Source organism: Gimibacter soli, assembly GCF_028463845.1.
GTDB classification, from domain to species: Bacteria; Pseudomonadota; Alphaproteobacteria; order Sphingomonadales; family Kordiimonadaceae; genus Gimibacter; species Gimibacter soli.
Window position 1 is genome coordinate 776,975 of sequence record NZ_CP116805.1, and the last position, 26,259, is coordinate 803,233.

Below are 26,259 nucleotides of genomic sequence, written 5' to 3' on the forward strand. Positions count from 1 at the left end.
ATGTAGGGTCAGCCGGGCACGCGATCAACATCGGCGCCAACGCCGCGCAATTTTTCTTCGAGCCGCTCGTAGCCGCGGTCGAGGTGATAGAGGCGGTTGACGGTGGTTTCACCGCTTGCCACGAGGCCCGCAAGCGCCAACCCCATCGAGGCGCGCAGGTCGGTCGCCATCACGGGGGCGGACTTCAGCTTCTGCACGCCGCGCACGGTGGCGCTGGCCCCGGTCACGGTGATATCGGCACCCAGACGGCACAGTTCCGGCACATGCATGAAGCGGTTCTCGAAAATCGCTTCGGTGATGATGCTGGCACCGTCCGCGACGGTTGCGAGCGCCATGAACTGGGCCTGCATGTCGGTCGGGAAGCCGGGGAAAGGCTGGGTGACGATATTGAAGCCCTTGATGCCACCCGCGCCCGCCTTCACGCGCACGCCGTCAGCCTTTTCTTCCACAATGCCGCCGGCTTCGCGCAGCTTGTCGAGGATGGCGCCCATGTCGTGGGCAACGGCGCCTTCCAGAAAGACATCGCCGCCGGTCATGAGCGCGGCGACGGCATAGGAGCCCGCCTCGATCCGGTCGGGCATCACGGTATGGGTGCAGCCATGCAGGCGGTCCACCCCTTCGATGGTGATGGTTTCATGGCCCGCACCGGTGATCCTAGCACCCATGGCATTCAGGCATTTGGCGAGATCGACGATCTCGGGCTCGCGCGCAGCATTCTCGATGGTCGTTGTGCCCTTGGCGAGGGTGGCGGCCATCAGGGCGTTTTCGGTGGCACCGACCGAGGCAAACGGGAAGCGGATCAGGCCGCCTGTCAGCCCGCGCGGGGCGGAGGCGCGCACATAGCCTTCTTCAAGGTCGATCTCGGCACCGAGGGCGGCGAGCGCCTTCAGGTGCAGGTCGATCGGCCGGTTGCCGATGGCGCAGCCGCCGGGCAGGCTGACGATGGCCTCGCCGGCGCGGGCGACAAGGGGCCCGAGCACGATGATCGAGGCGCGCATCTTGCGGACGAAATCATAGGGCGCGACCGTATCGTTGATCTCGGCGGCCGAGAAAGTGAGGCTGCGGCCGCGGATGCGCCCGCCCTGGCCGGCAGCGATGGTGATCGCCACGCCCATGTGATTGAGAAGATCGGCAAGCGTGTTGATATCGGCGAGGCGAGGGAGGTTCTCAAGCGTCACCGGCTCATCGGTGAGGAGCGGCGCGCACATCAGGGGAAGGGCGGCATTCTTGGCGCCCGACACCGGGATTGTCCCTTCGAGCCGTTTTCCGCCCCTGATGACCAGCTTTTCCACGTTTCTTCTCCTCGCGCGATTGATTGGCGACGCGCACCTTGCCCCGACATAGCGGCAGGACGGGGGCAGCGCAAGGGCGGAAGCGGGGCCGCCAGCCGTGTCAGAGGCTGGCGAGCCTTTCTATCGCATATTGCGGCAAGCGGGGTGGAATATCGGTGCGCTCAACCGGCACGCCGAAATAGTCCCAGCAGACGCTCGGCGACGACCAGTCGTCCCGCGTGAAGGGCATCCCGCCGACGGAATAGAGGGCATAGCCGTGCGTTTCAAAGAAACCGAAGAAATCGTCGCGGTTGAAGCCGTAAAGATTGCCCGAGCTCTGCCGGCCGCATTCGAAAGCGAGGAAGGGGCGGGACTTTGTGAGGGTGCGGGTGGCACCGCGCAGGGCATCAAACTCACCGCCTTCAAGATCAAGCTTGATGAAGGCCACCTTGCCGAAGAAGCGCGGCACCAGATCGTCCATCAGGACTTTCTGGACGGTGATCGTCTCCCGGCCGCCTTCGGCATCGTCAAAGGGCGTTTGGCGCCGCTCGAGCCCGCTATAGGCCGGGAAGTCGCGGAAGGCGACGAACGAGGCCTCGCCGCGGCTGTGGCTGAGGGCAACCCTGTGTCGTTTGACATTGTGGAGATGGCGCTTTTTCAGTTCGCGGCCCAATCGATCGTAGAGCCATGGCAAGGGCTCCACCGCATGGACATGGCCCCAGCGTCCGACCAGCTTGGCAATCGGGAAAAGGTGACGCCCGATATGGGCGCCGCCATCCACCACCCGGTCCCCCGGTTTCAGAATGTCGGTATAGGCCAGTTCGAGAATGTCTTCGAGGAGCCCGCCATAATTCAGGTCGCGCGCGTCTGCAGCAGCCTTCAGGCTGAGGAGGGAGGTTTCATCCATGATGTCAGAGTTTCGGCAGGGTGACGCCGGTCTGACCCTGGTATTTGCCGGCACGCATCCTGTAGCTCACCTCGCAGGGCTCGTTGCCCTGCAGGAACAGGAACTGGCAGGCGCCCTCGTTGGCGTAAATCTTGGCAGGGAGCGGCGTGGTGTTTGAAAATTCGAGCGTCACATGGCCTTCCCAGCCGGGCTCCAGCGGGGTCACATTCACGATGATGCCGCAGCGCGCATAGGTGGATTTGCCAAGGCAGATCACCAGCACATCTTCAGGCACCCGGAAATATTCAACCGTGCGGGCAAGGGCAAAGCTGTTGGGCGGGATGACGCACACATCGGTGTCGCGGTCCACAAAGCTTTTGGGATTGAAATCCTTGGGGTCCACCACCGCCGAATCGACATTGGTGAAAATCTTGAACTCGCGCGATACGCGTGCGTCATAGCCGTAGGACGACAGACCATAGGAAATGTTGCCCTCGCGCACCTGGCGATCGGCGAAAGGCTCGATCATGCCTTTCTCGAGCGACATTTGACGGATCCATTTGTCCGACATGATGGCCATCGATATTCCCCCCGTATAGGCGTTTACTGGGCGTCGTCCGCGTCGTCGCGGTCGCGCGCCTGTTCCTTGCGGCGCCGGAGATTGGCCCGAAGTGCTTCGGCGAGCCGGGCTTCACGCTCGGCGGCCTCGCGGGCGACGTGCGAAAGAGGCGCTTTTGCATCGGGCTTGTCTGCAGTGCTCATGGCTCAAGCTATGCCCAATGCCCGGCGGAATGACAAGCCCCCGGCTGGGGTTTCGCGCCCGCAGCCCAAGATTCTTTTCAAAGCCTATTGACGGGGGTGGCTACAAACCTTAGAAGGGCGGCGTTTCGCCTGCCGGGCATCTGCCCCGGCAAGTTATCGGCGGGCCGCTGTAGCTCAGTGGTAGAGCGCGTCATTGGTAATGACGAGGCCGGCAGTTCAATCCTGCCCAGCGGCACCATCCGAACAAAAAGCCCCGCCTTTCGAGCGGGGCTTTTGTTTTTCGGGATTTTGGAGCCGTTAGCGAGGCTCAGGCCTCGGTGTATTTCTTGAAATTGTTCAGGATCGCCTGCCAGCCGTCGCGCTGCATCTCGACCGGGTTTTGTGCTTCGGCATCGAAGGTGGTGGTGACCTTCGTGGCACCGCCTGCTTCCTCGAAGCTGACGACGGCGGCGCGGCCATCAAGCATTGTGTAGGCGATGCGCTGCATCGGCACGACCTCATCATAGATGACCTCAAAATCGAAGCCGAAGCTGCCGTCTTTCGCTTCCATGCGGGCGGAATATTTGCCACCGGTCCGGAGGTCGTTTGTGGCGTGCGGGCAGCACCAGTCATCGGACGCGAAGTTCCATTTGGTGATGTGGGCGGGTTCCGTCCAGCATTCCCAAACCTTCGCCGGGGTGGCATTGACGGTGGCTTCGATGGTGATTTTTGTCGCTGTCATGACTCTTGTTATCCAAAGGTTGCGAGAAGCTCGTCGAGCCGCTCAAGGGTTGAAGTAAGGCCCTCCTGCATGCCCATCTGCAGCACGGTCTCAAGGTCGGCGAGCGAACCATAAACCACAATGGTCGTGACCATGGTGCGGCCGGAGGGGGCGTCGGTGAAGGTTGCGTCCCAGGTGGAACGGGGCATGTCCATGTTCGGAGCGCCGGTTTCGTCCGAGAAGCCATCGTAGGCGCTGTAACTGTCGATCGGGCTGATCGACCGGTATTCCTGCAGGCTCCAGTATTTCTTGCCCTCGGGGTCGATCATCGCGAAGTGCCAGTGGCCGCCTTCGCGAAACTCCATGGACTTTGTTTCGGTGGTGAAGGGCTTCGGTGCGAACCAGCGGTCCAGAAGCTCGCTTTTCGTGTGGCAATCCCACACCGGCTGGCGGCCGGCATTGAATTCGCGGTGAATGGTGACGGCGTTCTTTTCCTTGTCGACAAGGAAATCGAACCGGAGATCAGGCTTCATGGCTTTTTTCTTCCTTAAGGGTGGCGAGAAGGCTGTCGAGCTGGCTGTAGCGGGTTTCCCAGAGCTTTCTGAACTGTTCGAGCCACATATCGATCTCCTGCATCTTCTCGAGCTTGAGCTGGTAGTGGATTTCGCGCCCCGCCTTTTCCTGATCCAGAAGCCCGCATTCATTGAGGATCTGGATATGTTTGGAGATGGCCTGGCGCGACACCTCGAAATGGTCGGCAAGTGCGTTCGGCGTCATCGCGTGGCCGGCGATCAGCACAATGATGGCCCGGCGGGTGGGGTCGGCTATGGCCTGGAAGATGTCACGTTTCATCGTCGGAACCTCATTGGCAACTGATCGGTTGCATGTTTATACGCAATCAATCAGTTGCGCAATAGAAAAATGCATTCACTGACAACCCAGCCGTTGTGGCTTGTCAGTCCACGGCTTTCAGGAGTTTGGCGTCGAAATAGGCGAGGAGCTTGTCGAGGTCATGGCCGCGTTTCAGGATCTGGCCGGCTGTTCCCGTGATGCGCCACATGCCTTGCGCGGCACTCAGCGCCGGTTCCTTGACGATGGTATAAAGCGGCATTTCGCTGGCGCGCCGGAAAATCGAGAAGATGGCGCGGTCGGGCAGGTGGTCGATCGCATAGTCTTTCCATTCGCCGGCGGCGACCATGCGGCCATAATAATTGAGGATTTTGGAAAGCTCTGGGCGCAGCATATAGACCCGGGCGACGGCGCGGCCGTTGCCGGGGTGGGAAAACAGCGGTATCGGGTTACTGTCCTCCATACGCTCCCGTGGGTCCCGAAAGGCCGGCGCTTCCGACCTTTGTGACAGAAAGTTTGCCGCAAACAGCGGGGTTTGGCAAGCTTAGGGGACATCTGCGGGGCACAGCTCTTTCGGCTTGACCTCGGGGTGCTTGGGCGTAGTATATATCAACCTGATATAAAGAAGCCCGCCCAAGCGGGTATGAACGACAGACACAAAGACGAGCGAGGAGACTGCGAAATGACTATGCCCAAAGTTGCCGTTGGCCTGATGGCTGCTGTAGGCGTCGGCGCCCTGCTGATTGCCAGCCCGATTGCGGCAGGCGACACCAAGACCGAAACCCGTGACGTTGACGCCTTCACCGAGATTGAAGTGCGCGGCGCCGTGACGCTGGATGTGACCGGCGGCAAGGACCAGAAAGTCACGGTTGAAGCCCCGACTGACTATCTTGAAAAGGTCGTCACCGAGGTGAAGAATGGCAAGCTGATCATCGATCTGGAGCGCAAGAAGAGCTGGTGGGGCGGCAACGACACGGAAGACGTGACCGTGACGATCACTGTGCCGACGCTTGAAGCCCTTGATGTGGGCGGCGCGGTTGATGGCAAGCTGAAGGATATCAAGGCCGAGAAATTCTCGATTGATGTGGGCGGTGCCGTCCATGTCTCGATCGATGGTGAATGCGGTGATCTTGATGTGGATGCTGCGGGTGCGGCCGACATCGATGCCCGCGACTTCAAATGCAAGAATGCCGATGTTGATATCGCCGGTGCCGGCAATGGCCGCATCTATGCGAGCGAAAGCATCCGCGCCGAAATCTCGGGCGTTGGCTCGCTCACCATCTATGGCAAGCCTGCCAAGGTGAAGAAAGAGATCAACGGCATCGGCTCCATCAGCGACGCTGACTGAGGAAGGTATATCCATGAGCAGCATTTTCAAAGCCGGCCTTTTGGCCGCGATCATCACCTCGCCCGGCGTTTATGCGGCTGACAAGGCTGTCACCGAAACGCGTGATCTGGCGAGCTTCACCGAAATCGAGGTCGATGGTTCGTTCGACGTGTTTGTGAAGGTCGGCCCTGCCCAGTCGGTGAAGGTGACGGCCGACGCCGACATCATGGACCGCGTGGTGACCGAGGTCAGCGGTGATGAGCTGACGATCAAGATGAAGCGCGGCAGCTACCAAAATATCCGCGAGCTGCGGGTCGATATCACTGTCCCGTCGCTTACCGAGGCTTCGATGAATGGCTCAGGTGATATCGAAGTGGACGGCGCCAAGGGCGAAAGCTTCGAGCTTGCCGTCAATGGTTCGGGCGATGCCTCGCTCAAAAATGCCATGGTCGGCAAGGTTGAGCTTTCGGTGAACGGTTCGGGTGATGTTGATGCATCCGGTACTTGTACCGAAGTCGAAGCTGATGTGAACGGTTCGGGCGATGTGGACGCGAGCGGCCTTAAATGCGAGGTCGCGGTGGCGGACGGCAGCGGTTCGGGCGATATCCGGGTGCATGCCACGAAGGAAGTTAAAGCCTCGATGAGCGGTTCGGGCGATATCACCATCACCGGCGCACCGGTCAAGGTGAAAACCAGCGTGAACGGCTCGGGCGACGTTTCGGTCGAATAACCGGTTCAACAAGCAAGATTTTTCCGCCAGCGAGGCTTTGCCGCTTCGCTGGCGGATTTCTTTTCTGCGCCGGTCGCTTTCCGGAAAAGCAAATTGCCACATTCTTGCCACATTTGGGCCCGCAGAGGGCCGCAATGCGGGCCGACCATCTGATTGTTGGCCTCGACTGGCCCAGCCACTGCGAAGAACTGAACCCCTAGCCCCCTCAATCTTCGCATACCCCCGGCTGGGCCAGTTTTACTTTTCTCGACTTTCCCTTTCAGCGTGCACCGCTTTTCCGCTAGGCTTCGGCAAAGACCGACGGGGAAGCCATGGTACGTCAATTATTCGAACTATGCGGGCGCGATCCCGCCCTTCGTTTCAGCCCCTATGTGTGGCGTGTCCGGCTGATCCTCGAACACAAGGGGCTGGCCTTCGAAGGCATCCCGTGGCGTTTCCTCGATAAACCGAGCATCGAACCCGCCGGGTCGAAAACCGTCCCGGTGCTGAAAGACGGCGCCCGCTGGGTCGCCGACAGTTTCGATATCGCCTGCTATCTCGATGCCGCCTACCCCGACCGCACGGTGTTCGGCGGGGAAGAAGGCCGTGCGCCAGCGCGTTTCTTCAATGAATGGCTCAATCGTACCGTCGTTCTTGGCATCTTCCCGATGATTGTCGCCGATATCGCCTCGGTGCTGGATGACGAGAATGCCGTCTATTTCCGCCAGACCCGCGAAAAGTACCTAGGCCGCAGCCTTGAAGAGGCGCAGGCCGGGCGCGAGGCAGCGCACGCCCAGTTCCTGAAGGGCCTTGCCCCCGTGCGGGCCACACTTGAACGCCAGCCCTATCTTGGCGGCAACCGGCCGGGCTTTGCCGATTTCGCCCTGATGGGTACGCTGATGTGGCCGCATGTGGTGAGCGGCTTTGACGTGCTCGAAGGCGCTGGCCCGATTGTCGACTGGCGCACCCGGATGGATGCCGAGATGGGCGGCGTGATGGACCGGGCAACGCGCGCCTGAACCGGAGTGGGGCTTGCAAGCCCACCCTCCTTGGCCTATCTAGCGAACAGAGCGGCAGGCCCCTGCCGACCCACAGCCAATCGGGGGATTTGACGGATGGATGTGCTTCTCGAAGCGCGAGACCTGAAGAAACACTTCGGGCCGCTTCGCGCCGTGGATGGTATCTCGCTTTCTGTGAAGAAGGGCGAAGTGCTGGGCTTCCTGGGGCCCAACGGCGCCGGTAAAACCACCACCATGAAAATGCTGACGGGCTTTCTGGCGCCAAGTGCCGGGTCGGCCATCGTGTGCGGTGAAACCGTCACCGCCGGCAATGCCGCCGCGCGCCGCCGCATCGGCTACTTGCCGGAAGGCGCACCGCTTTACGGCGACATGACGCCGGCTGGCTTCCTTGCCTTCATCGCTGCTGCCCACGGTATCGAAGGGGCTGCTGCCGAAAAAGCCGTGCGCGACGCTGCCGGTGCCGTGCAGCTGGAAAAGGTGATGGAGCAGCGGATCGAGACCTTGTCCAAGGGTTTCAAGCGCCGCGTTGGCCTTGCTGCCGCCATCCTGCACGCGCCTGATGTGCTGATCCTGGACGAGCCGACCGATGGCCTTGACCCCAACCAGAAGCATGAAGTGCGCCGCCTGATCGGCGCGATGTCGGCCGAGCGCGCCATCATCATCTCGACCCATATCCTTGAAGAGGTCGAGGCACTGTGCAGCCGCGCGGTGATCATCAATGCCGGACGCATTGTGGCCGATGGCACGCCTTCTGCCCTGAAGGCACGGTCGATCTATGTGGGTGCTGTGACGATGCTGGTGCCGTCTGCCGACGCCGACGCCGTGGCGGATGCCGCCCGTGCGCTTGAAGGGGTCGCTGGCGTGGAAACCGCGGGCGAGGGCGACCGTACCCGGCTGACGATCCTCGCCAAGCCCGCAGCGCAAATCGCCGATGCGGTCGGTGACCTTGTGGCCAAACACGGCTGGCACGTCAGCCAGTTCTCGGTCGATGGCGGCCGGCTTGACGATGTGTTCCGCAGCGTAACGACGGGGAAGGCAGCATGAAGGATATGATGACCATCTTCCGGCGCGAATTCGCGAGCTATTTCGCCACGCCGCTTGCCTATGTGTTCCTTGTGATCTTCCTTGTGATGCAGGGGCTGTTCACCTTCTATGTCGGCCAGTTTTACGAGCGCGAGCAGGCCGACCTTGTCTCCTTCTTCGCCTATCACCCGTGGCTTTACCTGTTCCTCGTGCCGGCCATCGGCATGCGCCTTTGGGCGGAAGAACGCAAATCCGGCACGCTTGAGCTGCTCCTCACCCTGCCAGTGAACACCGGCGCGGTGATTGCCGGCAAATATCTCGCGGCCTTTGCCTTCACCGGCCTTGCGCTGGCGATGACGCTGCCGATCTGGATCACCGTCAACTGGCTTGGCGATCCCGATAACGGCGTGATCGTCACGGGCTATCTTGGCTCCCTCCTCATGGCGGGCGCCTATCTCGCCATCGCGGCCGCCATGTCGGCGCTCACCAAGAACCAGGTTGTGGCCTTCATTCTGGCCGTATCCGTCTGTTTCCTTTTCATGGTGTCGGGCCTGCCGATGGTGCTGGACACCGCAGGCGGGCTCCTGCCCGGGCCGCTTGTCGGCATGGTCGCCGATCTGTCGTTCCTTGCGCATTTTGAAAATCTGCAGAAGGGTGTTGTCGGCCTTTCCGACGTTGTCTATTTCCTCACCGTGATTGCCCTCTGGCTCGGCATCAACCGGGTGATCGTTGAAAGCAAGCGGGAGGCCGGTTGATGGGTAACCTCATGTCCAGACTGACGGCGCGCCCCGGGGCGCTGATTGCGCTGATGGTGCTGCTGTTCCTGTCGGTCACCATCCTTGGCGACCGGTTCCTGCGCGGGGTCAGCCTCGACCTCACCGAAGACGGGCTTTATACCCTGTCGGATGGCACGATCGAGACAATCGCGGCGCTGGGCGAACCCGTGACCTTCGATCTCTATTTCTCGCGCGCACTCGCCACGCCCTATCCGCAGCTCCTGTCGTTCGGCAAGCGGATCGAGGATCTGGTGGCGACGCTCGCCAGCCGGTCGGGCGGCAAGATCATCCTGAATGTGATCGAACCCGAGCCTTTCTCGGAAGACGAGGACCGCGCGGTGGAAGCCGGCCTCAAGGGCGTGCCGCTTTCGGATGGTTCGACGCTCTATCTGGGCCTTGCCGCACGCAACGCGGTGGACGGCGAAGCCTCGATCCCCTTCTTCAGCCAGGAGCGCGAGCAGTTTCTTGAATATGATCTCGTCAAACTCATCGGGTCGCTTTCGGACGCGGGCAAGAAACGGCTGACGCTTCTGACCGCACTGCCCATGCAGTTCGGCCCCGGTGGCCCGCAGGCCATGATGTCGGGTCAGGCACAGCCCTATGTGCTTTATGAGCAGCTTCGCGAATTTTACGACGTGCAGGAAATTGCCGAGGACTTCACCGAAATCCCGGCTGAAACCGATGTCCTGATGATCGTGCAGCCGCCGGCCTTGAACGACGACCAGCTTTTCGCCATCGACCAGTTTGTGTTGAAAGGCGGCCGCGCGCTTGTGTTCCTTGATCCGCATTCGGAAGCCATGAACCCGCGCGCCATGGAACCCTCGCCGTCAGCCCTCGGGGTCCTTCTGAAGGCCTGGGGCGTGGAGATGCCGGAAGGCAAGGTTCTGGGGGACGCTGCCCTCGCCCAGCGGGTGCAGATGGGCGGTTACGGGCCTGATTCGGTCAAGGATTATGTCTTCTGGCTGAATATCGGCAAATCGAACCTGAACGCGGACGATGTGGTGACCGGCACGGTCAACACGCTCAATCTGGCGAGCACAGGTGTGCTTGAGCCGGTGGAAGGTGCCACAACGACCGTGACGCCGCTGATTACCTCAAGCTCGGCCTCGATGCTGTTCGATGCTTCCCGCGCGGTTGGCATGCCGGACCCGGACGGGCTGATGCGCGATCTGGTGTCGGACGGCAAGAATCACATCATCGGCGCGCGCCTTTCCGGCCCCGCCAAATCCGCCTTCCCGGACAGGGTGAAGGTGGACGCACCGACGGTGGATGCCGGTGGCGTAGCCGAGGGCAGCATCAATCTGGTGCTGGTGGCGGACAGCGACCTTTTCGATGACCGTTTCTGGGTACAGGTCCAGAATTTCATGGGCGAACGCATGGCGGTGCCTGTGGCCGGCAACGGCAGCTTCGTGCTGAACCTTGCCGACCATATCGCGGGCTCCGAAGCGCTGCTTGATCTGCGGGCCCGCGGCATTGCCCGTCGGCCTTTCGTGAAGGTCGAGGAAATGCGCCGCGAGGCAGATGCGCACTACCGGTCGGAAGAACAGGCGCTGGAAGAAAAGCTGCAATCCGCCGAACAGCGCCTTGCCGAGCTTGAAGGCCAGGTACCGGAAGGCCAGACTGTCTTCTCGCCCGAGCAGGAAGCCGAAATCGAACGTTTCCGCACCGAGCTTGTGGAAACCCGAAAGGCACTGCGGGAAGTGAAGCGCGAGCTGCGCGCCGAAATCGAGGGGCTTGGCCACCGCCTTGCCTTCATCAACATTGCGCTCATACCGATCCTTCTGGTACTCGCTGCACTCGGCCGGGCGTATGTCCGGCGCCGCCGGACCGCCGGTTGAAGGGAAGAGAGATGACCGAACGCACCACCAATATCCTTGGCTGGCTGACCCTTGTGGCCGTGCTGGCTGCCATCTGGGTCCTGTTCGGGGAAGACCCGACCCGCGAGCATGGCGCCCGCGGCGAGCCGACCTTCCCGGGGCTTGAGACCAGTATCAACGAGGCGGTGAAAGCCAAGGTCTGGACCAAGGACGGCAAAGGCCATGTCACCCTCATGAAGGGCGACGCAGGCTGGACCCTTGAGGAACGCGGTGGTTACCCGGCGGACGAAGCCAAGGTGCTGACCTTCCTGCGCGGCCTTGTTACCTCCACCCGACGCGAACCCAAGACGGGCAGCGAAAGCGGGCTTGTTGAAGTGGGCCTCGGGCCGGATGCCCCCGCCATCGAGGTGATGGGCGCCAATGACAAGATGCTGGCCGCCTTCAAACAGGGCAAGCGCCGCGCGCATCCAGATGGCAAGTCGCTCACCTATGTGATCCGCCCGGATGAGGAACGCTCGTGGCTCGTCACCGATATGGCCGAGGTGTCGGCCGACCCCGCTTTCTGGATCGAACCGCAGGTGTTTGACATCAAGGAAAGCCGGGTGGCGGAAGTGACCCTTTCAGGCGTGACCCTGTCGCGCGGCCTTGATGCCACCGATTTCAGCGTGCTGACGGCGCGTGAGGACGAAAAGCCGGCAGGCGCGTGGAAACTGCGCGAACCCGCCCATATCCTGACGGCGCTGACGGCCACCGATGTACGGTCGTTTGAAGGGCTGGAAGTGGCACCCGAGCAGACCGTATCGCTGAAAACCTACGACGGCCTCACCATCATGCTGGAGCTGTATGCGCTCGATGATGCCACCTGGGCGCGGCCTGTTGCCTTCTTCGATGCCACGGCGCGCGATCAGGGCGAGCCCGGCATCCTGCCCGACGCACCCGAAGACGGTGCCGCCGAGGCGGAGGCCATCAAGGCCAAGGTGAACGGCTGGCTATACAAGCTTGCCGAGACGGATGCGAAGGTCCTTCTGAAGGATCGTTCGGGCTTTGTGACGCAAACAGAAGTCACCTCGTCCCTCGACCAGTCTTGAATCCGCGAAAGCGTTCCCTAAATCGGGGGCATGGAGTGGCACGCGCCATTCCGGCCCCTTTCCATTTTTGATGAGTGAAACAGAGGACAACCATGGCTGATGATGTGAAGCAGGCAGCAGAGACCGCAGAAACCCGTGGGTTTGAGGCGGAAGTATCGCGCCTTCTGCATATGATGGTTCATTCCGTTTATTCCGACCGCGAGATTTTCCTGCGCGAGCTGATTTCGAACGCATCGGACGCGTGCGACAAGCTGCGCTACGAAGCGCTGACGAACGCCGCGCTGATTGCCGGTGACCCGGCCTTCAAAATCTCGGTCGCGGTGGACGAAGCCGCCCGCACGCTGACCGTTTCCGACAACGGCGTCGGTATGAGCCACGATGACCTGATTGCCAACCTTGGCACCATCGCGCGCTCGGGCACTGCAGGCTTTGCCGAAAAGCTGACGGGTGATGCCAAGAAAGACGTACAGCTGATCGGCCAGTTCGGCGTCGGCTTCTATTCCGTCTTCATGGTGGCCGACAAGGTGACGGTGACCTCGAAGCGCGCCGGCGAAGACGTGGCGCATGTGTGGGAAAGCAACGGTGAGGGTACCTATACCGTGGCACCCGCCGCGAAGGCATCGCGCGGCACCGATATCGTGCTGCATATCAAGGAAGATGCCGACGAATTCCTGAAGAAATTCCGGCTTGAGACCATCATCCGCACCTATAGCGACCATATCGGCGTGCCGATCACGCTGGCGGTGAAGGCGAAGGATCAGGCTGAGGACGCCGAAGCCGCTGCCGTCAACGAAGGCTCCGCCCTCTGGACCCGCCCCAAGGCGGATGTGACGGAAGAGCAGTATAAGGAATTTTACCACCATGTCGCCCGTGCGTGGGACGACCCGGCCCTGACGCTGCATTACAAGGCCGAAGGCATGCAGGAATATACCGTGCTTCTGTATATTCCGGGCGCCTCGCCGATGGATCTTTTCGATCCCGCCCGCAAGCCCAAGGTGAAGCTTTATGTGAAGAAGGTCTTCATCACCGATGATACGGGCGAGCTGGTCCCCGGCTGGCTGCGCTTCCTGAAAGGCGTGGTCGATAGCCAGGACCTGCCGCTCAATGTCAGCCGAGAGATGCTGCAGAACAATCCGCTCGTCACCCGTATGTCGAAAGCCATCGTCAAGCGCGTGCTGGGCGAGCTCGAAAAGCTTGCCGAAAGCGACAAGGACAAGTTCGAGGCTATCTGGGCGAACTTCGGTGCCGTCCTCAAGGAAGGCATCTATGAAGATCACGAGCGCCGCGAGCAGCTCCTCAAGCTCGCGCGCTTCAAATCGACGAACGGCGATGGCTGGACGACCCTTGCCGACTATGTGGCCCGCATGAAGGAAGGCCAGAAGGCCATCTATTATGTCACCGGCCCTGACGAAGCCGCCGCCCGCCGCCTGCCGCAGCTTGAAGGCTTCAAGGCCAAGGGCGTTGAAGTGCTGGTGCTGGCGGATGCGGTCGATGAATTCTGGCTGCAGATGGTGACCGAGCATGAAGGCCATGCCTTCCAGTCGATCACCCGTGGCGGCAGCGACCTGAAGGACATCAAAGGCGAAGACAAGGCGGAAGACGCCGAAAAGCCCAAGGCCACCGAAGGCGCCATGGCGGCGCTGACCGTGCTGATGAAAGAGGTGCTTGGTGACAATGTGAAGGAGGTCCGCGCCTCCGACCGTCTGACCGAAACGCTGGCTTGCCTTGTGGCCGATGAAAGCGCCATGGACATGCATCTTGAGCGCCTGTTGAAGGCACACAAGAAGCTCGATCACCTGTCGGCGCGTATTCTGGAAGTGAACCCCGGCCACCCGCTGATCGTGGCGCTGGCCACCAAGGCGGGCGAAAAGGGTGCGGCCGACAGCCTGAAGGATGCCGTGCATCTCGTTTATGATCAGGCCCGCATTCTCGAGGGCGAAGTACCGGAAGACCCGGCAGCTTTCGCCCGCCGCGTGGGTGAGGTGATGGTCAAGGCGCTGGGTTGAGCGGCAAAAATTGCCTGTGTGGGCGACGGCATATGTTGCCGCCCTGCAAAAATTGCCTACATCGAAAAGATGAGTCGGAACGGGGTGTTAGCGCGCCCCGTTTCCTTTTGCGCGGATTCCTGCGGGGAATCTGAAAATGAATCACTTTTCCCGGATCGGCACGCCGTTTGCATAAAATTTTATCGGAGCAGTATGCCCCACCGGCAAGAATGCCAAGGCGCCGCCGAAAGCGGCACGTGTAGTAGCAGAAGCTGATGTTCTCGGTGAACACCAACGCAGGCGCGTTCAAGGCCCTGCAAAATCTGACGACGACGAGCAGCTCGCTTGAGCGCTCCCAAAGTCGCGTCAACACCGGACTGAAGGTCGCATCCTCCAAGGATAACGCGGCTGTTTTTGCTATTGCCCAAAGCATGCGTGGCAACGTCGCTGGCCTGCGCGCCGTTCAGGGGTCGCTGGACCGTGCTCTGTCCACGCTTGATGTGGCCATCGCTGGCGGCGAAGCCATTTCTGACCTTCTTATCGAAATGAAAGAAAAAGCGGTGGCTGCCAAGGACCCGGGCCTTGATGATGACAGCCGAACTTCGCTCAATGACGATTTCGCGCAGCTGCGTGACCAGATCGACAGCATTGCCAGGAATGCCAGCTTCAATGGCACCAATCTTCTGTTGGGTGACTCGCTGTCGGCGATCACCGACGAAAGCGGATCGACTGCTAATACAATTTCGGGAACCTTCGGCGACCTGAGCCTTTCGGGGCTTGGCCTGAGCGCCGCGTCGATTGCGTCGACGGGTGGCGGGGGCTCGGCCTATACGACGACCAGTATAGCCTCAAGCATCACGGGTTTTCCCTTCGCAACCTATCTTACAGGCAATACCGACGGTGCCACTCCGTATACGGATATTTTCGATCAGATTTTCATCGATGAGGGCTGGATCAGCAGCGGTACGGTACTTTCGCGGATTGATGGATCAACCAAGCCGAGCGACGTTAGTCCGGATTTGTTGGCCTGGTTTGCTGGCGACGACACGGGTTGGACTATCACGTCGTCGGTCGGCCTCAGCAAGATCGACCAGACGAATGAATATGTGATTGATGGCGGCTCCTATCTTGCGAGCCTGAGCGGCGGCTCGAGTGGCGCAGGGTCGGTTGCAGCCGCCATTGAAACAGCAATCGACACCGTGAATGCCGCGCTTTCCAAGCTTGGCTCCACGTCCAAGCGGCTTGAAATCCAGAAGGGCTTCACCACCAAGCTTTCGGACGGCTTTGAAGTGGGTATCGGCAATCTGGTGGATGCTGACCTCGCCAAGGAAAGCGCCCTGCTGCAGGCCTTCCAGACCAAGCAACAGCTGGGCTTGCAGGCGCTTGGCATTGCCAATCAGGCGCCGCAGTCGGTTCTTGGCCTCTTCCGCTAAGCCTCAGTCCGGGTAAAGCCCGGCGTGCCTGAGCACGCGACCTGCCAGATACAGCGATCCCGCAATCATCACGAACGGCGTCTCGCCCGGCTTGGTGGTGGCCGATACCATTGCAAGCGCCGCTGGCACGTCGCGCGCCACGGTGCCGCTGATGCCGATATCGGTTGCGGTGGCGGCGATATAGGCGGGGTCGACGGCGGCGGTTTCGCCTTCGATCGGCACGGCTATCACGCGGGAGACAAGCCCGGCGAGCGGCTTCAGGAAGCCTGCCACGTCCTTGGTGTTGATCATGCCCATCACGAGTGTGACCGGGCGGGTCACAGGCTCTGCGCCCTGCAGCACGGGGCGCAGAATGCCGGCAGCGGCGGGATTGTGGCCGCCGTCCAGGATGAGCGTGGCGCCCTCGGGCAACAGCTTGTGCAGGTTGCTGCCGGCAAGGTCTTGCAGGCGTGCGGGCCAGCGCACCCAGCCCATGCCGGCGCGGATCGCGGCTTCGGGCAAGCGCAGGGCCTTCTGTGTGCGGGCAATGGCGACGGCGAGTCCGGCGTTGTTGATCTGGTGCAGGCCCTTCAGGGACGGCAGCGGCAGGGTCAGCTTGCCCATCTCGTCGCGGTAATGGAAGCTGTCGCCGGTCTCCGCGGGTGCTGCGTGCCAGTCCGCCTTGAAGAATTTGACCGGTGCTTTCAGGCCCTGCGCCTTCGCCTTGATCACCTGGTTCGCGGCACCAAGCTGCGGGCCGACGAGCACTGGAACGCCAGCCTTGATGATGCCGGCTTTTTCGCCGGCGATTTCCTCGATCGTTTCACCCAGATATTGCTGGTGATCAAAGCTCACGGGCGTGATGGCGCAGGCGATGGGCTTGTCGATCACGTTGGTGGCATCAAGCCGCCCGCCAAGGCCGACCTCGAGGATGCAAAGGTCAGCCGGCACGCGCGAGAAGGCAAGGAAGGCGGCGGCGGTCGTCACCTCGAAGAAGGTGATGGGATCGCTGCCGTTCGCGGCTTCGCATTCTTCAAGAAGGGTGGTGAGGGCGTCTTCCTCGATCAGTTTGCCAGCCACGCGGATACGCTCGGCAAAGCGGACGAGATGCGGCGAGGTGTAAACATGCACACGATAACCGGCGGCTTCAGCGATGGCGCGGAGCGTGGCGGTTGTCGATCCCTTGCCGTTGGTGCCGGCAATGTGCACGACGGGCGGCAGCTTCTTTTCAGGGTTGCCAAGACGGTCCAGAAGGCAGGTCAGCCGGCCGAGCGACAGGTCGATCAGCTTCGGATGCAGATGCATGAGCCGCGCAAGCACGGCGTCGCTGCCGGTCGTATCCATCTGGGCGGGCCCCCGTTCAGGCGGAAGATCGGGCGGGAATGCCCCTATTCCGCAGCGGCGCGGCGACGATACTGGCCGCCCATGACAAGTTTGAGAAGGGTTGCAAGTTCGTCCTTCAGCGCGTGACGGTGCACCACGCGGTCGACCATGCCGTGATCCTTCAGATACTCGGCGCGCTGGAAGCCTTCAGGCAGCTTTTCGCGGATCGTCTGTTCGATCACGCGGGGGCCCGAGAAGGCGATCATGGCGCCGGGTTCAGCGATCTGGATATCGCCAAGCATGGCGTAGGAGGCCGAAACGCCGCCGGTGGTCGGGTCGGTCAGGACAACGATGTATGGCAGGCCCGCGTCGCGCAGCATCTGCAGCGCCACGGTGGTGCGCGGCATCTGCATCAGCGACAGGATGCCTTCCTGCATGCGGGCGCCGCCCGAGGCCGTGAACATCACGAAGGGCGCGTTCTGTTTCAGCGCCTGGCGGGCGCCGGCGATGATGCCATCACCCACGGCCATGCCCATCGAGCCGCCCATGAAATAGAAGTTCTGCACGGCGACAACCGCGTCGGTGCCGCCGATGGTGCCCGAGGCCACCTTGATGGCGTCGTCATCGCCGGTATCGGCGCGGGCGGCCTTCATGCGGTCGGTATATTTTTTGGAATCGCGGAATTTGAGCGGATCCTGCACCGGGCGGGGCAGGCTCATCAGCTCGAACTGGCCGTCGTCGAACAGGGCATTGAAGCGACCGGCGGGGGGCACGCGGTCATGATGATCGCAGTGGCCGCACACATACTGGTTGGCCTCGAAATCTTTCTGGAAGATCATCTGGCCGCAGGCTTTGCACTTGTGCCACAGGTTGTCCGGCGTCTCGCGGGAGCTCAGCACCCGCTGGAGTTTCGGTTTCACATAGTTGGTAAGCCAGCTCATCGACGGTACCCCTCGAATACTTTAACGCGGTATCTTTTCGGCTCTCAGGGCTTGCGGCCCCGGGCCACGCCCGCTTTCAGCCCGGAAACGAATCCGAGCACTTCGCGGACGAGACCATCTTCCGGTTTGCCCGCGGCGTCAAGTCCTGCCTCGATCCGCGATACGATGGCGGACCCCACAACGGCAGCGTCAGCATGGGCTGCCACCTCGGCCGCCTGTTCGGGCGTGCGGATGCCGAAGCCCACGGCAACCGGCAGGTCGCTTTGCGCCCGGATACGGGCAACGGCGGCGGCGATATCGGTGGAAGCCGCCGATTTCTGGCCGGTCACACCTGCAACCGATACATAATAGACGAAACCGCTGGCGCCATCGAGGATCGTGGCGAGCCGTGCGTCTGTGGAGGTCGGCGTGGCAAGGCGGATGACGCTGAGGCCGGCGGCGGTTGCGGGCTCGCGCAGTTCGGCATCTTCCTCGGGCGGCAGGTCAACGATGATCAGCCCGTCGGCGCCCGCATTCACCGCGTCCTTCACAAAGGCATCGATGCCATAGGCCATGATGGGGTTGAAATAGCCCATCAGCACGATCGGCGTCGTGATGTCGCCCTTGCGGAAATCACGAACGAGATCAAGCGTGCGGACCATGCTGGCGCCTGCCTTCAGCGCGCGACCCGCCGCTTTCTCGATGGCCGGGCCATCGGCGGACGGGTCCGAGAAGGGCATGCCGAGCTCGATAATGTCGGCGCCTGCTTCAGGCAGACCCTTCAGGATATCGAAGGTGGTGGCATGGTCGGGGTCGCCCGCCACGATGAAGGGGATAAGTGCGGCGCGATTTTCGGCCTTGAGGGCGGCAAAGCGGTCGGTCAAGCGGGTCATCGGCGGTCCTCAGGCGATATCGGCGCCAAGCGCCTTGGCGACGGTGAAGATATCCTTGTCGCCGCGGCCGGAAAGATTGAGCACGATCACATGATCCTTCGGCAGATCGGGCGCGATACGGATGATATGGGCGATGGCGTGGCTCGATTCCAGTGCCGGAATGATGCCTTCAAGCTCGGCAGTCAGGCGGAAGGCGGCGAGCGCCTCGTCGTCGGTTGCCGACACATAATTCACACGGCCCGCTTCGTGCAGCCACACATGCTCCGGCCCGATGCCGGGATAATCGAGCCCGGCAGAAATCGAGTGTGCCTCGGCGATCTGGCCGTCCGGCGTTTGCAACAGGTAGGTGCGGTTGCCGTGCAGCACGCCCGGTGTGCCGCCGGTGATGGAAGCGGCATGCTGGTCGGTATCAACCCCGTGGCCGGCGGCTTCCACGGCGTCCATGGCAACAGTCGGCTCATCAAGGAAGGGGTGGAACAGGCCCATGGCGTTCGACCCGCCGCCGACGCAGGCGACCAGCCGGTCCGGCAGGCGGCCTTCGGCTTCCATGATCTGCTCGCGCGTCTCGATGCCGATGATCGACTGGAAATCGCGGACCATCATCGGATAGGGGTGCGGCCCGGCCACGGTGCCGATGATGTAGAAAGTGTCGTGAACGTTGGTCACCCAGTTGCGGAGCGCCTCGTTCATCGCGTCCTTCAGGGTCGCGGAGCCCGAGGTCACGGGCTGCACTTCAGCGCCCAGAAGCTTCATGCGGAAGACGTTCGGCTTTTGCCGCTCGATATCCACCGCCCCCATGAAGACGGTGCATTCAAGCCCGAAGCGGGCGGCAACGGTGGCGGTGGCCACCCCGTGCTGCCCGGCACCCGTTTCGGCGATCACACGGGTCTTGCCCATGCGCTTGGCCAGAAGCACCTGCCCGATGGCATGGTTGATCTTGTGGGCGCCGGTATGGTTCAGCTCTTCGCGTTTGAAATAGACTTTGGCGCCGCCCAGATGCTCGGTCAGGCGCTCGGCATAATAAAGCGGGCTCGGGCGACCGATATAGACGCGGTTGAGCTCGGCAAGCTCCGCCAGAAACGCAGGGTCTTCCTTTGCCCTCGCATATTCCTTCTCGAGATCAAGCAGGAGAGGCATCAGGGTTTCGGAGACGTAACGGCCGCCAAACTGGCCGAAATGGCCGCGTTCGTCGGGGCCTGTCCTGTAACTGTTCGGGGCGTCCGCCATCGTTTCGTCCTTCGGGGAGAGAGGGTCGCGCTGGGTTTATGCCATGCCTAGATAGGGCTTTTGGCAGCTTTTAGGAAGGCCTCAATCTTCTCTGCCGACTTTTCGCCGGGCGCGGATTCGACGCCGGAGGAAATATCAAGCGCCGGGGCATTGCTCGCCCGGATGGCCTCGGCCACATTATCAGGCGTCAGGCCGCCCGCGAGGAACCAGGGCAGGGCGATATCCTGGCCTTTCATCAGCTCCCACGGGAAGCTTACCGCGTTGCCGCCGGGCAGCGCGTCCGGCGTGGCCGGGGGCTTGGCATCGAAGAGCAGCGCATCGGCATGGCCGTACCAGCGCCGGGCGTCGGCCACATCAGCGACTGTGGCCACCGGCAGGGCTTTGATGACATTGAGGCCGAACCGGGCGCGCACGAGGCTCGCGAATTTGGGGGTCTCGTCGCCGTGCAGCTGGATCCAGTCAAGATCGAGCGCATCGACGGCGGCACTGAGGAGCGCGAAATCAGGATCGACAAACACACCGACGCGTTCGGGCCCATGCGGCAGGCGGTCGCGCAGGCGCACGGCGTCTGTCATTGTCAGGTGGCGCGGGGAGCGCTCGAAAAACACAAAACCGAGGTAATCGGCACCTGCCCGGGCGGCGGTCAGGGCGTCTTCAGGGCGCTTCAGCCCGCAAATCTTCACACGTGGCGGCATAGGTCTCTGTCGGTGTCCAGGCTGTCAATTCTTGTTGGTTGGGGCAGAGCCTAGTGGCGGCACCGCAACCCGCGCAAGCGAATTGTGACAGTTCCGTTCAGCCCGCAGGCACAAGGGCAGCGATCACAAGATAACGCCCAAGTTTGGCGACAATGAGGAGAGGCAGCACCACATAGAAGCGTTCGCGCATCACCCCGGCCACCAGCACCAGCGGATCGCCGATGAAAGGCACCCAGCTGAGGAGAAGCGTCCAGCGGCCCCAGCGGGCATAGGTGCGCCGGGCGCGGGCAAGCGCTTCTTCCTTCACGGGGAACCAGCGGCGGTGGCGGAAATGTTCGATCCCGAGGCCAAGGCCCCATGTGGTGAGGCTGCCGAGCACATTGCCGACGGTGGCGACGGCCACAAGGGCCATGACCGGCGCGGCGCCGCCGGCGATCAGGCCGGCGAGCAGGGCTTCAGACTGGGCGGGCAGGATGGTCGCAGCCAGAAAGGCGGCCAGGAAGAGGCCGCCAAGGGCTGAAAGCTCGGTCAAGATCAGCCTGCCAGCAGGTCTTTGAAATCGGCCGGCTGTTTGGTCATGGAGGCGGCGGCCGCCTTCATCAGGTCTTCCCCGATCAGCATGCCGGCATTCCATGTGGCCACATATTCAAGCCCGTCCTCGATTGTATGGTTGCGGGCATGGTTCATCACCGCCTTGGTGCCGACCACCGCAAGCGGGCTTTTGGACGCGATAAGCGCGGCCATTTCCTGCGCGGCGGCCATCAGGGCATCGCGGCTTTCATGCAGGTGGGTCACCAGCCCGCGCGACAGGGCCTCGGCTGCTTCTACCCGGCGACCGGTGAGGGCCAGTTCACGGACAAGGCCATCCGAGAGCACATGGCGGGCGCGTTGCAGGGTGCCGAGGTCGGCGACAATGCCGACATCGACTTCCTTGATGGCGAACCAGCTGTCGGTCGTCGCGATGCGGATATCGGCCGCGGCGATAAGGTCGATCCCGCCGCCGATGCAGGCGCCGTGGACGGCGGCAATCACCGGCACGCGGCAGCGTTCCACCACGCTCATGGCGTCCTGCAGCCAGTGGATGCGGCGGCGCAGGCGGTCGCGCGCACGGGCGGGGTCGCCGCTCGTGTCGCCCATCACATTGGCGGTATCCATGAGGTCAAGCCCTGCGGTGAAATGCTTGCCGTTCGCATTCAGGATCACGGCGCGGATCGAGGGATTGTCGTCAATGGCTGCGAACACCGCCTGCATCTCGCCGAAATAGGCGGCGTTCATCGCATTCATCTTGTCCGGCCGGTTCATGGTCACGGTGGCGACGGGGCCTTCGATCGTCAGGGTCAGCGTTTCGTAGGTCATGGCGGTCAGGCTCCTTCAGGCAGGCACCAGGTTTCAATGAGATGCGCGGCCAGCTCGGTCGCGGTGCGGATATCGTCCTTCGGGCTGTTGAGGCCATAAAGGACGAACAGCATGATGTCGGTATCTCCGTCCACAGCAGTGCGGAGGCTATCCATATAGGGGCTGCCGAAGGGGCCTTTTTCATCGAAAAAGACCGGCAGGCCATCGATATTCACTTCGCTTTTGCCGACGGTTTCGTAACTCTCGCCGGCGTCGCCGACGCGCAGCATGCAGTCGCCGACGATCCATGAAATGTCATAGACCCCGGCGGAAAAGCCGGTCTTCAGCGACACGAGATTGCACACATCCACCACATTGCTGATGGACGGGATTTCAAGCGCTCCGATGGCGCGGCGGATCAGCCTTTCGGCAGAAGGGCGATAGCGGCTCGGGTCCTTGCCGCAGCCCTTGAAGGCGCGGCGCGTGGCCTGAACTACAGGGTCACTGGAGGCCGCCTCGCCAAGCATCGACTGGCGGCGCGCGTCTGCCGCTTCAGCGACAGCCGCAACCAAAGGTTCAGGCGAGGGGCGGATGGCCACAGGGGTGACGAAAGTGCCAAGGCAGACATCGACGCCGTAATCGGCAAATTCCGGATCGATCGAGTAGATGAATTTGCTCACCGGTTCGCTCCGTTCGTGCTGGCCCGGAAACAGGGCAGGGCCGCAGCATGCGGCCCTGCAGATGCTTAATCAAGGGTGTTTGCGGACACGCCCTCAGGCTGCAAGCTTGCCGCGCGGGTCGCCCTTCTTGTAGAAGGTCTCGCCCTTGGCAGCCATATCCTTCAGGAGCTTCGGCGGCGTGAAGCGGCTGCCGTAGGCTTGCGCCAGACGCTCGGCCACGGCCACGAAATTGGCCACACCCATCGTGTCGATATAGCTGAAGGGACCACCGGTCCAGGGCGCGAAGCCCCAGCCGAAGATGGCGCCGATGTCGCCGGACGACGCATCGATCAGCACACCTTCCTCGAAGCAACGGGCAGCTTCCACGGCCTGACGCACAAGAAGGCGGGTCTTCACTTCATCGACACTCGGCTGGTCAGCGGAAACCGGGAAGTGGTCGGCGAGGCCGGGCCACAGATGCTTCGGCGAACCGTCAGCCGGATATTCGTAGGAACCCTTGCTGTTCTTGCGGCCGAAACGCTCCAGTTCCACGACCATCTTCTCGACAAAGGCATCGGCCGGCGACGCAACATAGGCCGAGCCGAGGGCTTCACGGGTTGCCTTGCCGATCTTGTAGGACAGATCGAGCGCGACTTCGTCGCCAACCGCCAGGGGTCCGACCGGCATGCCGGCCATTTTGCCTGCATTGTCGATCAGTGCCGGGGTCACGCCTTCCTGCACCATGCAATAGCCTTCCATCACATAGGTCCCGAAGCAGCGGCTGGTGTAGAAGCCGCGGCTGTCGTTAACGACAATCGGGGTTTTCTTGATCTGGGCCACATAATCGAGCGCGAGGGCGCGGGTTGCATCGTCGGTTTTCTCGCCGAGGATGATTTCCACGAGCGGCATCTTGTCCACTGGCGAGAAGAAGTGAATGCCGATGAACTGGTGCGGGCGGGTGAAGTTTTTGGCCAGCCCCGAAATCGGCAGCGTCGAGGTGTTCGAGGCGAACACGATATCCTTGCCGATCACGGCTTCGGTTTTCTCGGTCACGTCTTTCTTGATCGACGGGTCTTCGAACACGGCCTCGATGATCAGGTCGCAGTCGGCGAGGTCATTATAGTCCGACGTCGTCTGGATCTTGGCGAGGAGGGCTTCGCCCTTCTCTTTCGAGACCTTGCCGCGCGACACACCTTTTTCAACGAGCTTGCGGCTATAGTCCTTGCCCTTCTCGGCAGCGGCTGCGTCGCGGTCCAGCAGGACCACGTCCATACCGGCCTTGGCGGACACGTAAGCCACGCCCGCACCCATCATGCCGGCACCGAGCATGCCGAGCTTCTTGACGGTTTTCCGCTCGAAACCAGCCGGGCGAAGCGAGCCTTTCTCGACCGCACCCTTGTTGATGAAGAGCGTGCGGATCATGTTGCCGGCTACCGGGTCTTTGAGAAGCTTCAGGAAATATTTGCTCTCGATGCGGATCGCGGTGTCGAAATCGACGACGCCGCCTTCATAGAGGCACGACAGGATCGCCTGAATGGCCGGGTAATTGTGCTGGGTCTGCTTCTGCGCCATGGCGTTGGCACCGATGAAGGTTTGCACTGCAGCCGGGTTCATGGCGCCGGCGCCACCCGGATATTTGAAGCCTTTCTTGTCCCACGCGGCAAGCGCCGACGGGGTTTTCTTGACCCAATCCTTGGCGGTTTCAACAACCTTGTCGGCGGGCACCACAGCCTGCACGATGCCAAGGCCCTGTGCGGCAACGGGGTTGAAGGGTGCACCGGTGGTGATGGCTTGTGCCGCCCCCTGAATGCCGATGATGCGCGGCAGGCGCTGTGTGCCGCCACCACCCGGCAGAAGGCCGACCTGGCTTTCCGGCAGACCCAGCTGCAGTTTCGGATCGTCGGCTACCACACGGTGGTGGCAAGCGAGGACGAGCTCGAAGCCGCCGCCGAGGGCGAGGCCGTTTACAGCTGCCGCAAAGGGCTTGGTGCCTTCAAGGGCCAGTTGCTTCTTCGGTTTGCCGCCGGTTTCCATCTTGCGGAAGATGCTGTTCAGGCGGAAAGCGTTTTCGAACTCCTGTTCCAGCGTCATCGGCTTGTCGCCCGACGAGGCCAGCATGTTGAGATCGGCGCCCGCGAGGAAAGCGGGCTTGCCCGAGGTGATCACGGCACCCTTGATGGCAGCATCGCCAAGCACCTTGTCGACGGCTTCGTCGAGGTCGGCGATCAGGTCGGCGTTGAACACATTCATGCTGGCGCCGGGCAGGTCGATGGTGAGGAGGGCGATGCCGTCGCCGTCAACCTCGAAACGGATGGTCTTGCTCATGGTCTTAAACTCCCCCGGTATCAGACGCGTTCGATGATGGTGGCGGTGCCCATGCCGGCGCCGATGCAAAGCGTGACAAGTGCGGTCGACTTGTTCGTGCGCTCCAGCTCGTCCAGCACGGTGCCGAGGATCATGGCGCCGGTGGCACCAAGCGGGTGACCCATGGCAATCGCGCCGCCGTTCACGTTCATGATCGAATGGTCGACATTCAGGGCTTCCATGAAGCGCAGGACGACCGCCGCGAAGGCCTCGTTCAGTTCGTAAAGGTCGATATCCGATGCCTTCATGCCGGCTTTCTTCAGCGCTTTTTCAGCGGCGAACGAGGGGCCTGTCAGCATGATCGTGGGCTCGGAGCCGACCGATGCCATGGCGCGGATGCGGGCGCGCGGCTTGAGGCCGGCTTTGGAGCCTGCGTCTTTGGAGCCGACAAGCACAGCAGCCGAACCATCCACGATGCCCGACGAGTTGCCCGCATGGTGCACGTGATTGATCCGCTCCACTTCCGGATAGCGCTGCAGGGCGACGTTATCGAAACCGATTTCACCCATCTGCACGAAGGACGGCTTCAGGGCGCCAAGCGACTGCATGGTGGTCTCCGGCCGCATGAATTCGTCATGGCCAAGCACGCTCATGCCGATCACGTCCTTCACGGGCACGATCGACTTGGTGAAGCGCTTTTCATCCCACGATTTCTTGGCGCGGACCTGGCTTTCAACGGCGTAGGCATCCACATCATCGCGGCTGTAGCCATATTTGGTGGCAATGAGGTCAGCCGAGATGCCCTGCGGCACGAAATAGGATTTGAAGGCCACAGACGGATCAACCGGCCATGCGCCGCCGTCCGACCCCATGGGTACGCGGCTCATACTTTCCACACCGCCGCCGATGGCGAAATCGGCTTCGCCCGACATGACCTTGGCAGCCGCGATGTTCACGGCTTCAAGGCCTGAGGCGCAGAAGCGGTTCACCTGGAAGCCTGCGGTCTGTTCCGAATAGCCGGCATTGATGGCCGAAACGCGGGCGATATCGGCGCCCTGTTCGCCCACGGGCGACACGCAGCCGAGGACCACGTCATCAACCAGCGAGGTATCGAGATTGTTGCGGTCCCGCACGGCTTCCAGCATCTGGGTCGACAGCTGGATCGGGGTGATTTCATGCAGCGCGCCATCGGCCCGCCCCTTGCCGCGCGGGGTGCGCACGGCATCATAGATGAAAGCTTCGGTCATTGGGTCTCTCCCTCCTCAAGGATTGTATCGGA

27 protein-coding genes and 1 tRNA gene are annotated in these 26,259 nt (G+C 62.0%); 10 read left to right on the top strand and 18 right to left on the bottom strand.

The features are described from left to right. Positions 1–8: 8 nt before the first annotated feature. From murA to PH603_RS03715, 4 genes are all read right to left on the bottom strand, one after another. Positions 9–1,292 carry a UDP-N-acetylglucosamine 1-carboxyvinyltransferase gene (gene murA / locus PH603_RS03700; RefSeq protein ID WP_289504592.1) on the bottom strand — a complete coding sequence of 428 codons (1,284 nt, stop codon included), beginning with the start codon at positions 1,290–1,292 and terminating at the stop codon, positions 9–11. Between the two features lie 100 nt (positions 1,293–1,392). Further along, positions 1,393–2,178, bottom strand: a complete 786-nt coding sequence (locus PH603_RS03705; protein ID WP_289504593.1) for an FkbM family methyltransferase — start codon at positions 2,176–2,178, stop codon at positions 1,393–1,395. A 4-nt stretch (positions 2,179–2,182) separates the two neighbouring features. Then, positions 2,183–2,737 carry a dCTP deaminase gene (gene dcd / locus PH603_RS03710; protein WP_289504594.1) on the bottom strand — a complete coding sequence of 185 codons (555 nt, stop codon included), beginning with the start codon at positions 2,735–2,737 and terminating at the stop codon, positions 2,183–2,185. Between the two features lie 23 nt (positions 2,738–2,760). Further along, positions 2,761–2,919, bottom strand: coding sequence for a hypothetical protein (locus PH603_RS03715; protein ID WP_289504595.1), 159 nt, complete (start codon positions 2,917–2,919; stop codon positions 2,761–2,763). Between the two features lie 163 nt (positions 2,920–3,082). On the opposite strand from PH603_RS03715, the gene PH603_RS03720 reads away from it, so the two are divergent. After that, positions 3,083–3,157: transfer RNA gene (locus PH603_RS03720), tRNA-Thr, on the top strand. A gap of 69 nt (positions 3,158–3,226) precedes the next feature. On the opposite strand, the gene PH603_RS03725 is transcribed toward PH603_RS03720, so the two are convergent. The 4 genes from PH603_RS03725 to PH603_RS03740 form a co-directional block, all read right to left on the bottom strand. Continuing rightward, positions 3,227–3,640, bottom strand: coding sequence for an SRPBCC family protein (locus PH603_RS03725; RefSeq protein ID WP_289504596.1), 414 nt, complete (start codon positions 3,638–3,640; stop codon positions 3,227–3,229). Positions 3,641–3,648: 8 nt separating this feature from the next. Next, positions 3,649–4,152 carry an SRPBCC domain-containing protein gene (locus tag PH603_RS03730; protein WP_289504597.1) on the bottom strand — a complete coding sequence of 168 codons (504 nt, stop codon included), beginning with the start codon at positions 4,150–4,152 and terminating at the stop codon, positions 3,649–3,651. Continuing rightward, on the bottom strand, positions 4,142–4,471 hold the full coding sequence (locus tag PH603_RS03735; RefSeq protein WP_289504598.1) for an ArsR/SmtB family transcription factor: 330 nt from the start codon (positions 4,469–4,471) through the stop codon (positions 4,142–4,144). The genes PH603_RS03730 and PH603_RS03735 overlap by 11 nt, the downstream gene beginning before the upstream one ends. Positions 4,472–4,574: 103 nt before the next feature. Next, complete coding sequence (locus PH603_RS03740; protein ID WP_289504599.1) at positions 4,575–4,931, bottom strand: DUF2794 domain-containing protein; 357 nt, start codon at positions 4,929–4,931, stop codon at positions 4,575–4,577. Between the two features lie 219 nt (positions 4,932–5,150). On the opposite strand from PH603_RS03740, the gene PH603_RS03745 reads away from it, so the two are divergent. From PH603_RS03745 to PH603_RS03785, 9 genes are all read left to right on the top strand, one after another. Next, positions 5,151–5,816, top strand: coding sequence for a GIN domain-containing protein (locus tag PH603_RS03745; protein WP_289504600.1), 666 nt, complete (start codon positions 5,151–5,153; stop codon positions 5,814–5,816). 13 nt (positions 5,817–5,829) lie between these two features. Next, positions 5,830–6,525 carry a head GIN domain-containing protein gene (locus PH603_RS03750; RefSeq protein WP_289504601.1) on the top strand — a complete coding sequence of 232 codons (696 nt, stop codon included), beginning with the start codon at positions 5,830–5,832 and terminating at the stop codon, positions 6,523–6,525. A gap of 311 nt (positions 6,526–6,836) precedes the next feature. Further along, positions 6,837–7,523: a glutathione S-transferase family protein gene (locus tag PH603_RS03755; protein WP_289504602.1), complete on the top strand. Its 687-nt coding sequence runs from the start codon at positions 6,837–6,839 to the stop codon at positions 7,521–7,523. Positions 7,524–7,619: 96 nt separating this feature from the next. After that, entirely contained in the window at positions 7,620–8,567 is a 948-nt protein-coding gene (locus PH603_RS03760; protein ID WP_289504603.1) for an ABC transporter ATP-binding protein, read from the top strand. Continuing rightward, positions 8,564–9,301: an ABC transporter permease subunit gene (locus PH603_RS03765; RefSeq protein ID WP_289504604.1), complete on the top strand. Its 738-nt coding sequence runs from the start codon at positions 8,564–8,566 to the stop codon at positions 9,299–9,301. Before PH603_RS03760 ends, PH603_RS03765 begins: the two co-directional genes overlap by 4 nt. Then, entirely contained in the window at positions 9,301–11,160 is a 1,860-nt protein-coding gene (locus PH603_RS03770) for a Gldg family protein (protein ID WP_289504605.1), read from the top strand. Before PH603_RS03765 ends, PH603_RS03770 begins: the two co-directional genes overlap by 1 nt. Before the next feature lie 11 nt (positions 11,161–11,171). Continuing rightward, on the top strand, positions 11,172–12,227 hold the full coding sequence (locus PH603_RS03775) for a DUF4340 domain-containing protein (RefSeq protein ID WP_289504606.1): 1,056 nt from the start codon (positions 11,172–11,174) through the stop codon (positions 12,225–12,227). Positions 12,228–12,319: 92 nt separating this feature from the next. Continuing rightward, entirely contained in the window at positions 12,320–14,233 is a 1,914-nt protein-coding gene (gene htpG / locus PH603_RS03780) for a molecular chaperone HtpG (RefSeq protein WP_289504607.1), read from the top strand. Between the two features lie 254 nt (positions 14,234–14,487). Then, complete coding sequence (locus PH603_RS03785; protein WP_289504608.1) at positions 14,488–15,645, top strand: flagellin; 1,158 nt, start codon at positions 14,488–14,490, stop codon at positions 15,643–15,645. Between the two features lie 3 nt (positions 15,646–15,648). Here the strand turns inward: PH603_RS03785 and PH603_RS03790 are convergent, their stop codons facing one another. From PH603_RS03790 to PH603_RS03835, 10 genes are all read right to left on the bottom strand, one after another. Next, the gene (locus PH603_RS03790) at positions 15,649–16,968 is read right to left on the bottom strand and encodes a bifunctional folylpolyglutamate synthase/dihydrofolate synthase (RefSeq protein ID WP_289504609.1); all 1,320 of its coding nucleotides are present in this window, start codon (positions 16,966–16,968) and stop codon (positions 15,649–15,651) included. Between the two features lie 44 nt (positions 16,969–17,012). Next, positions 17,013–17,888, bottom strand: coding sequence for an acetyl-CoA carboxylase, carboxyltransferase subunit beta (gene accD / locus PH603_RS03795; protein WP_289504610.1), 876 nt, complete (start codon positions 17,886–17,888; stop codon positions 17,013–17,015). A 44-nt stretch (positions 17,889–17,932) separates the two neighbouring features. After that, entirely contained in the window at positions 17,933–18,760 is an 828-nt protein-coding gene (gene trpA, locus PH603_RS03800; RefSeq protein WP_289504611.1) for a tryptophan synthase subunit alpha, read from the bottom strand. A 9-nt stretch (positions 18,761–18,769) separates the two neighbouring features. After that, positions 18,770–19,987, bottom strand: coding sequence for a tryptophan synthase subunit beta (gene trpB / locus PH603_RS03805; protein WP_289504612.1), 1,218 nt, complete (start codon positions 19,985–19,987; stop codon positions 18,770–18,772). Positions 19,988–20,034: 47 nt separating this feature from the next. Next, complete coding sequence (locus PH603_RS03810; RefSeq protein ID WP_289504613.1) at positions 20,035–20,682, bottom strand: phosphoribosylanthranilate isomerase; 648 nt, start codon at positions 20,680–20,682, stop codon at positions 20,035–20,037. A 97-nt stretch (positions 20,683–20,779) separates the two neighbouring features. Beyond that, positions 20,780–21,214 (bottom strand): YqaA family protein, encoded by a 435-nt coding sequence (locus PH603_RS03815; RefSeq protein ID WP_289504615.1) that lies wholly within the window; start codon positions 21,212–21,214, stop codon positions 20,780–20,782. A gap of 2 nt (positions 21,215–21,216) precedes the next feature. Then, positions 21,217–22,038, bottom strand: a complete 822-nt coding sequence (locus PH603_RS03820) for a crotonase/enoyl-CoA hydratase family protein (protein ID WP_289504616.1) — start codon at positions 22,036–22,038, stop codon at positions 21,217–21,219. A 5-nt stretch (positions 22,039–22,043) separates the two neighbouring features. Further along, complete coding sequence (locus PH603_RS03825; protein ID WP_289504617.1) at positions 22,044–22,697, bottom strand: B3/B4 domain-containing protein; 654 nt, start codon at positions 22,695–22,697, stop codon at positions 22,044–22,046. Between the two features lie 93 nt (positions 22,698–22,790). Continuing rightward, positions 22,791–25,001, bottom strand: coding sequence for a 3-hydroxyacyl-CoA dehydrogenase NAD-binding domain-containing protein (locus PH603_RS03830; protein ID WP_289504618.1), 2,211 nt, complete (start codon positions 24,999–25,001; stop codon positions 22,791–22,793). Between the two features lie 20 nt (positions 25,002–25,021). Beyond that, positions 25,022–26,227, bottom strand: coding sequence for an acetyl-CoA C-acetyltransferase (locus PH603_RS03835; RefSeq protein WP_289504619.1), 1,206 nt, complete (start codon positions 26,225–26,227; stop codon positions 25,022–25,024). Positions 26,228–26,259: the final 32 nt, after the last annotated feature.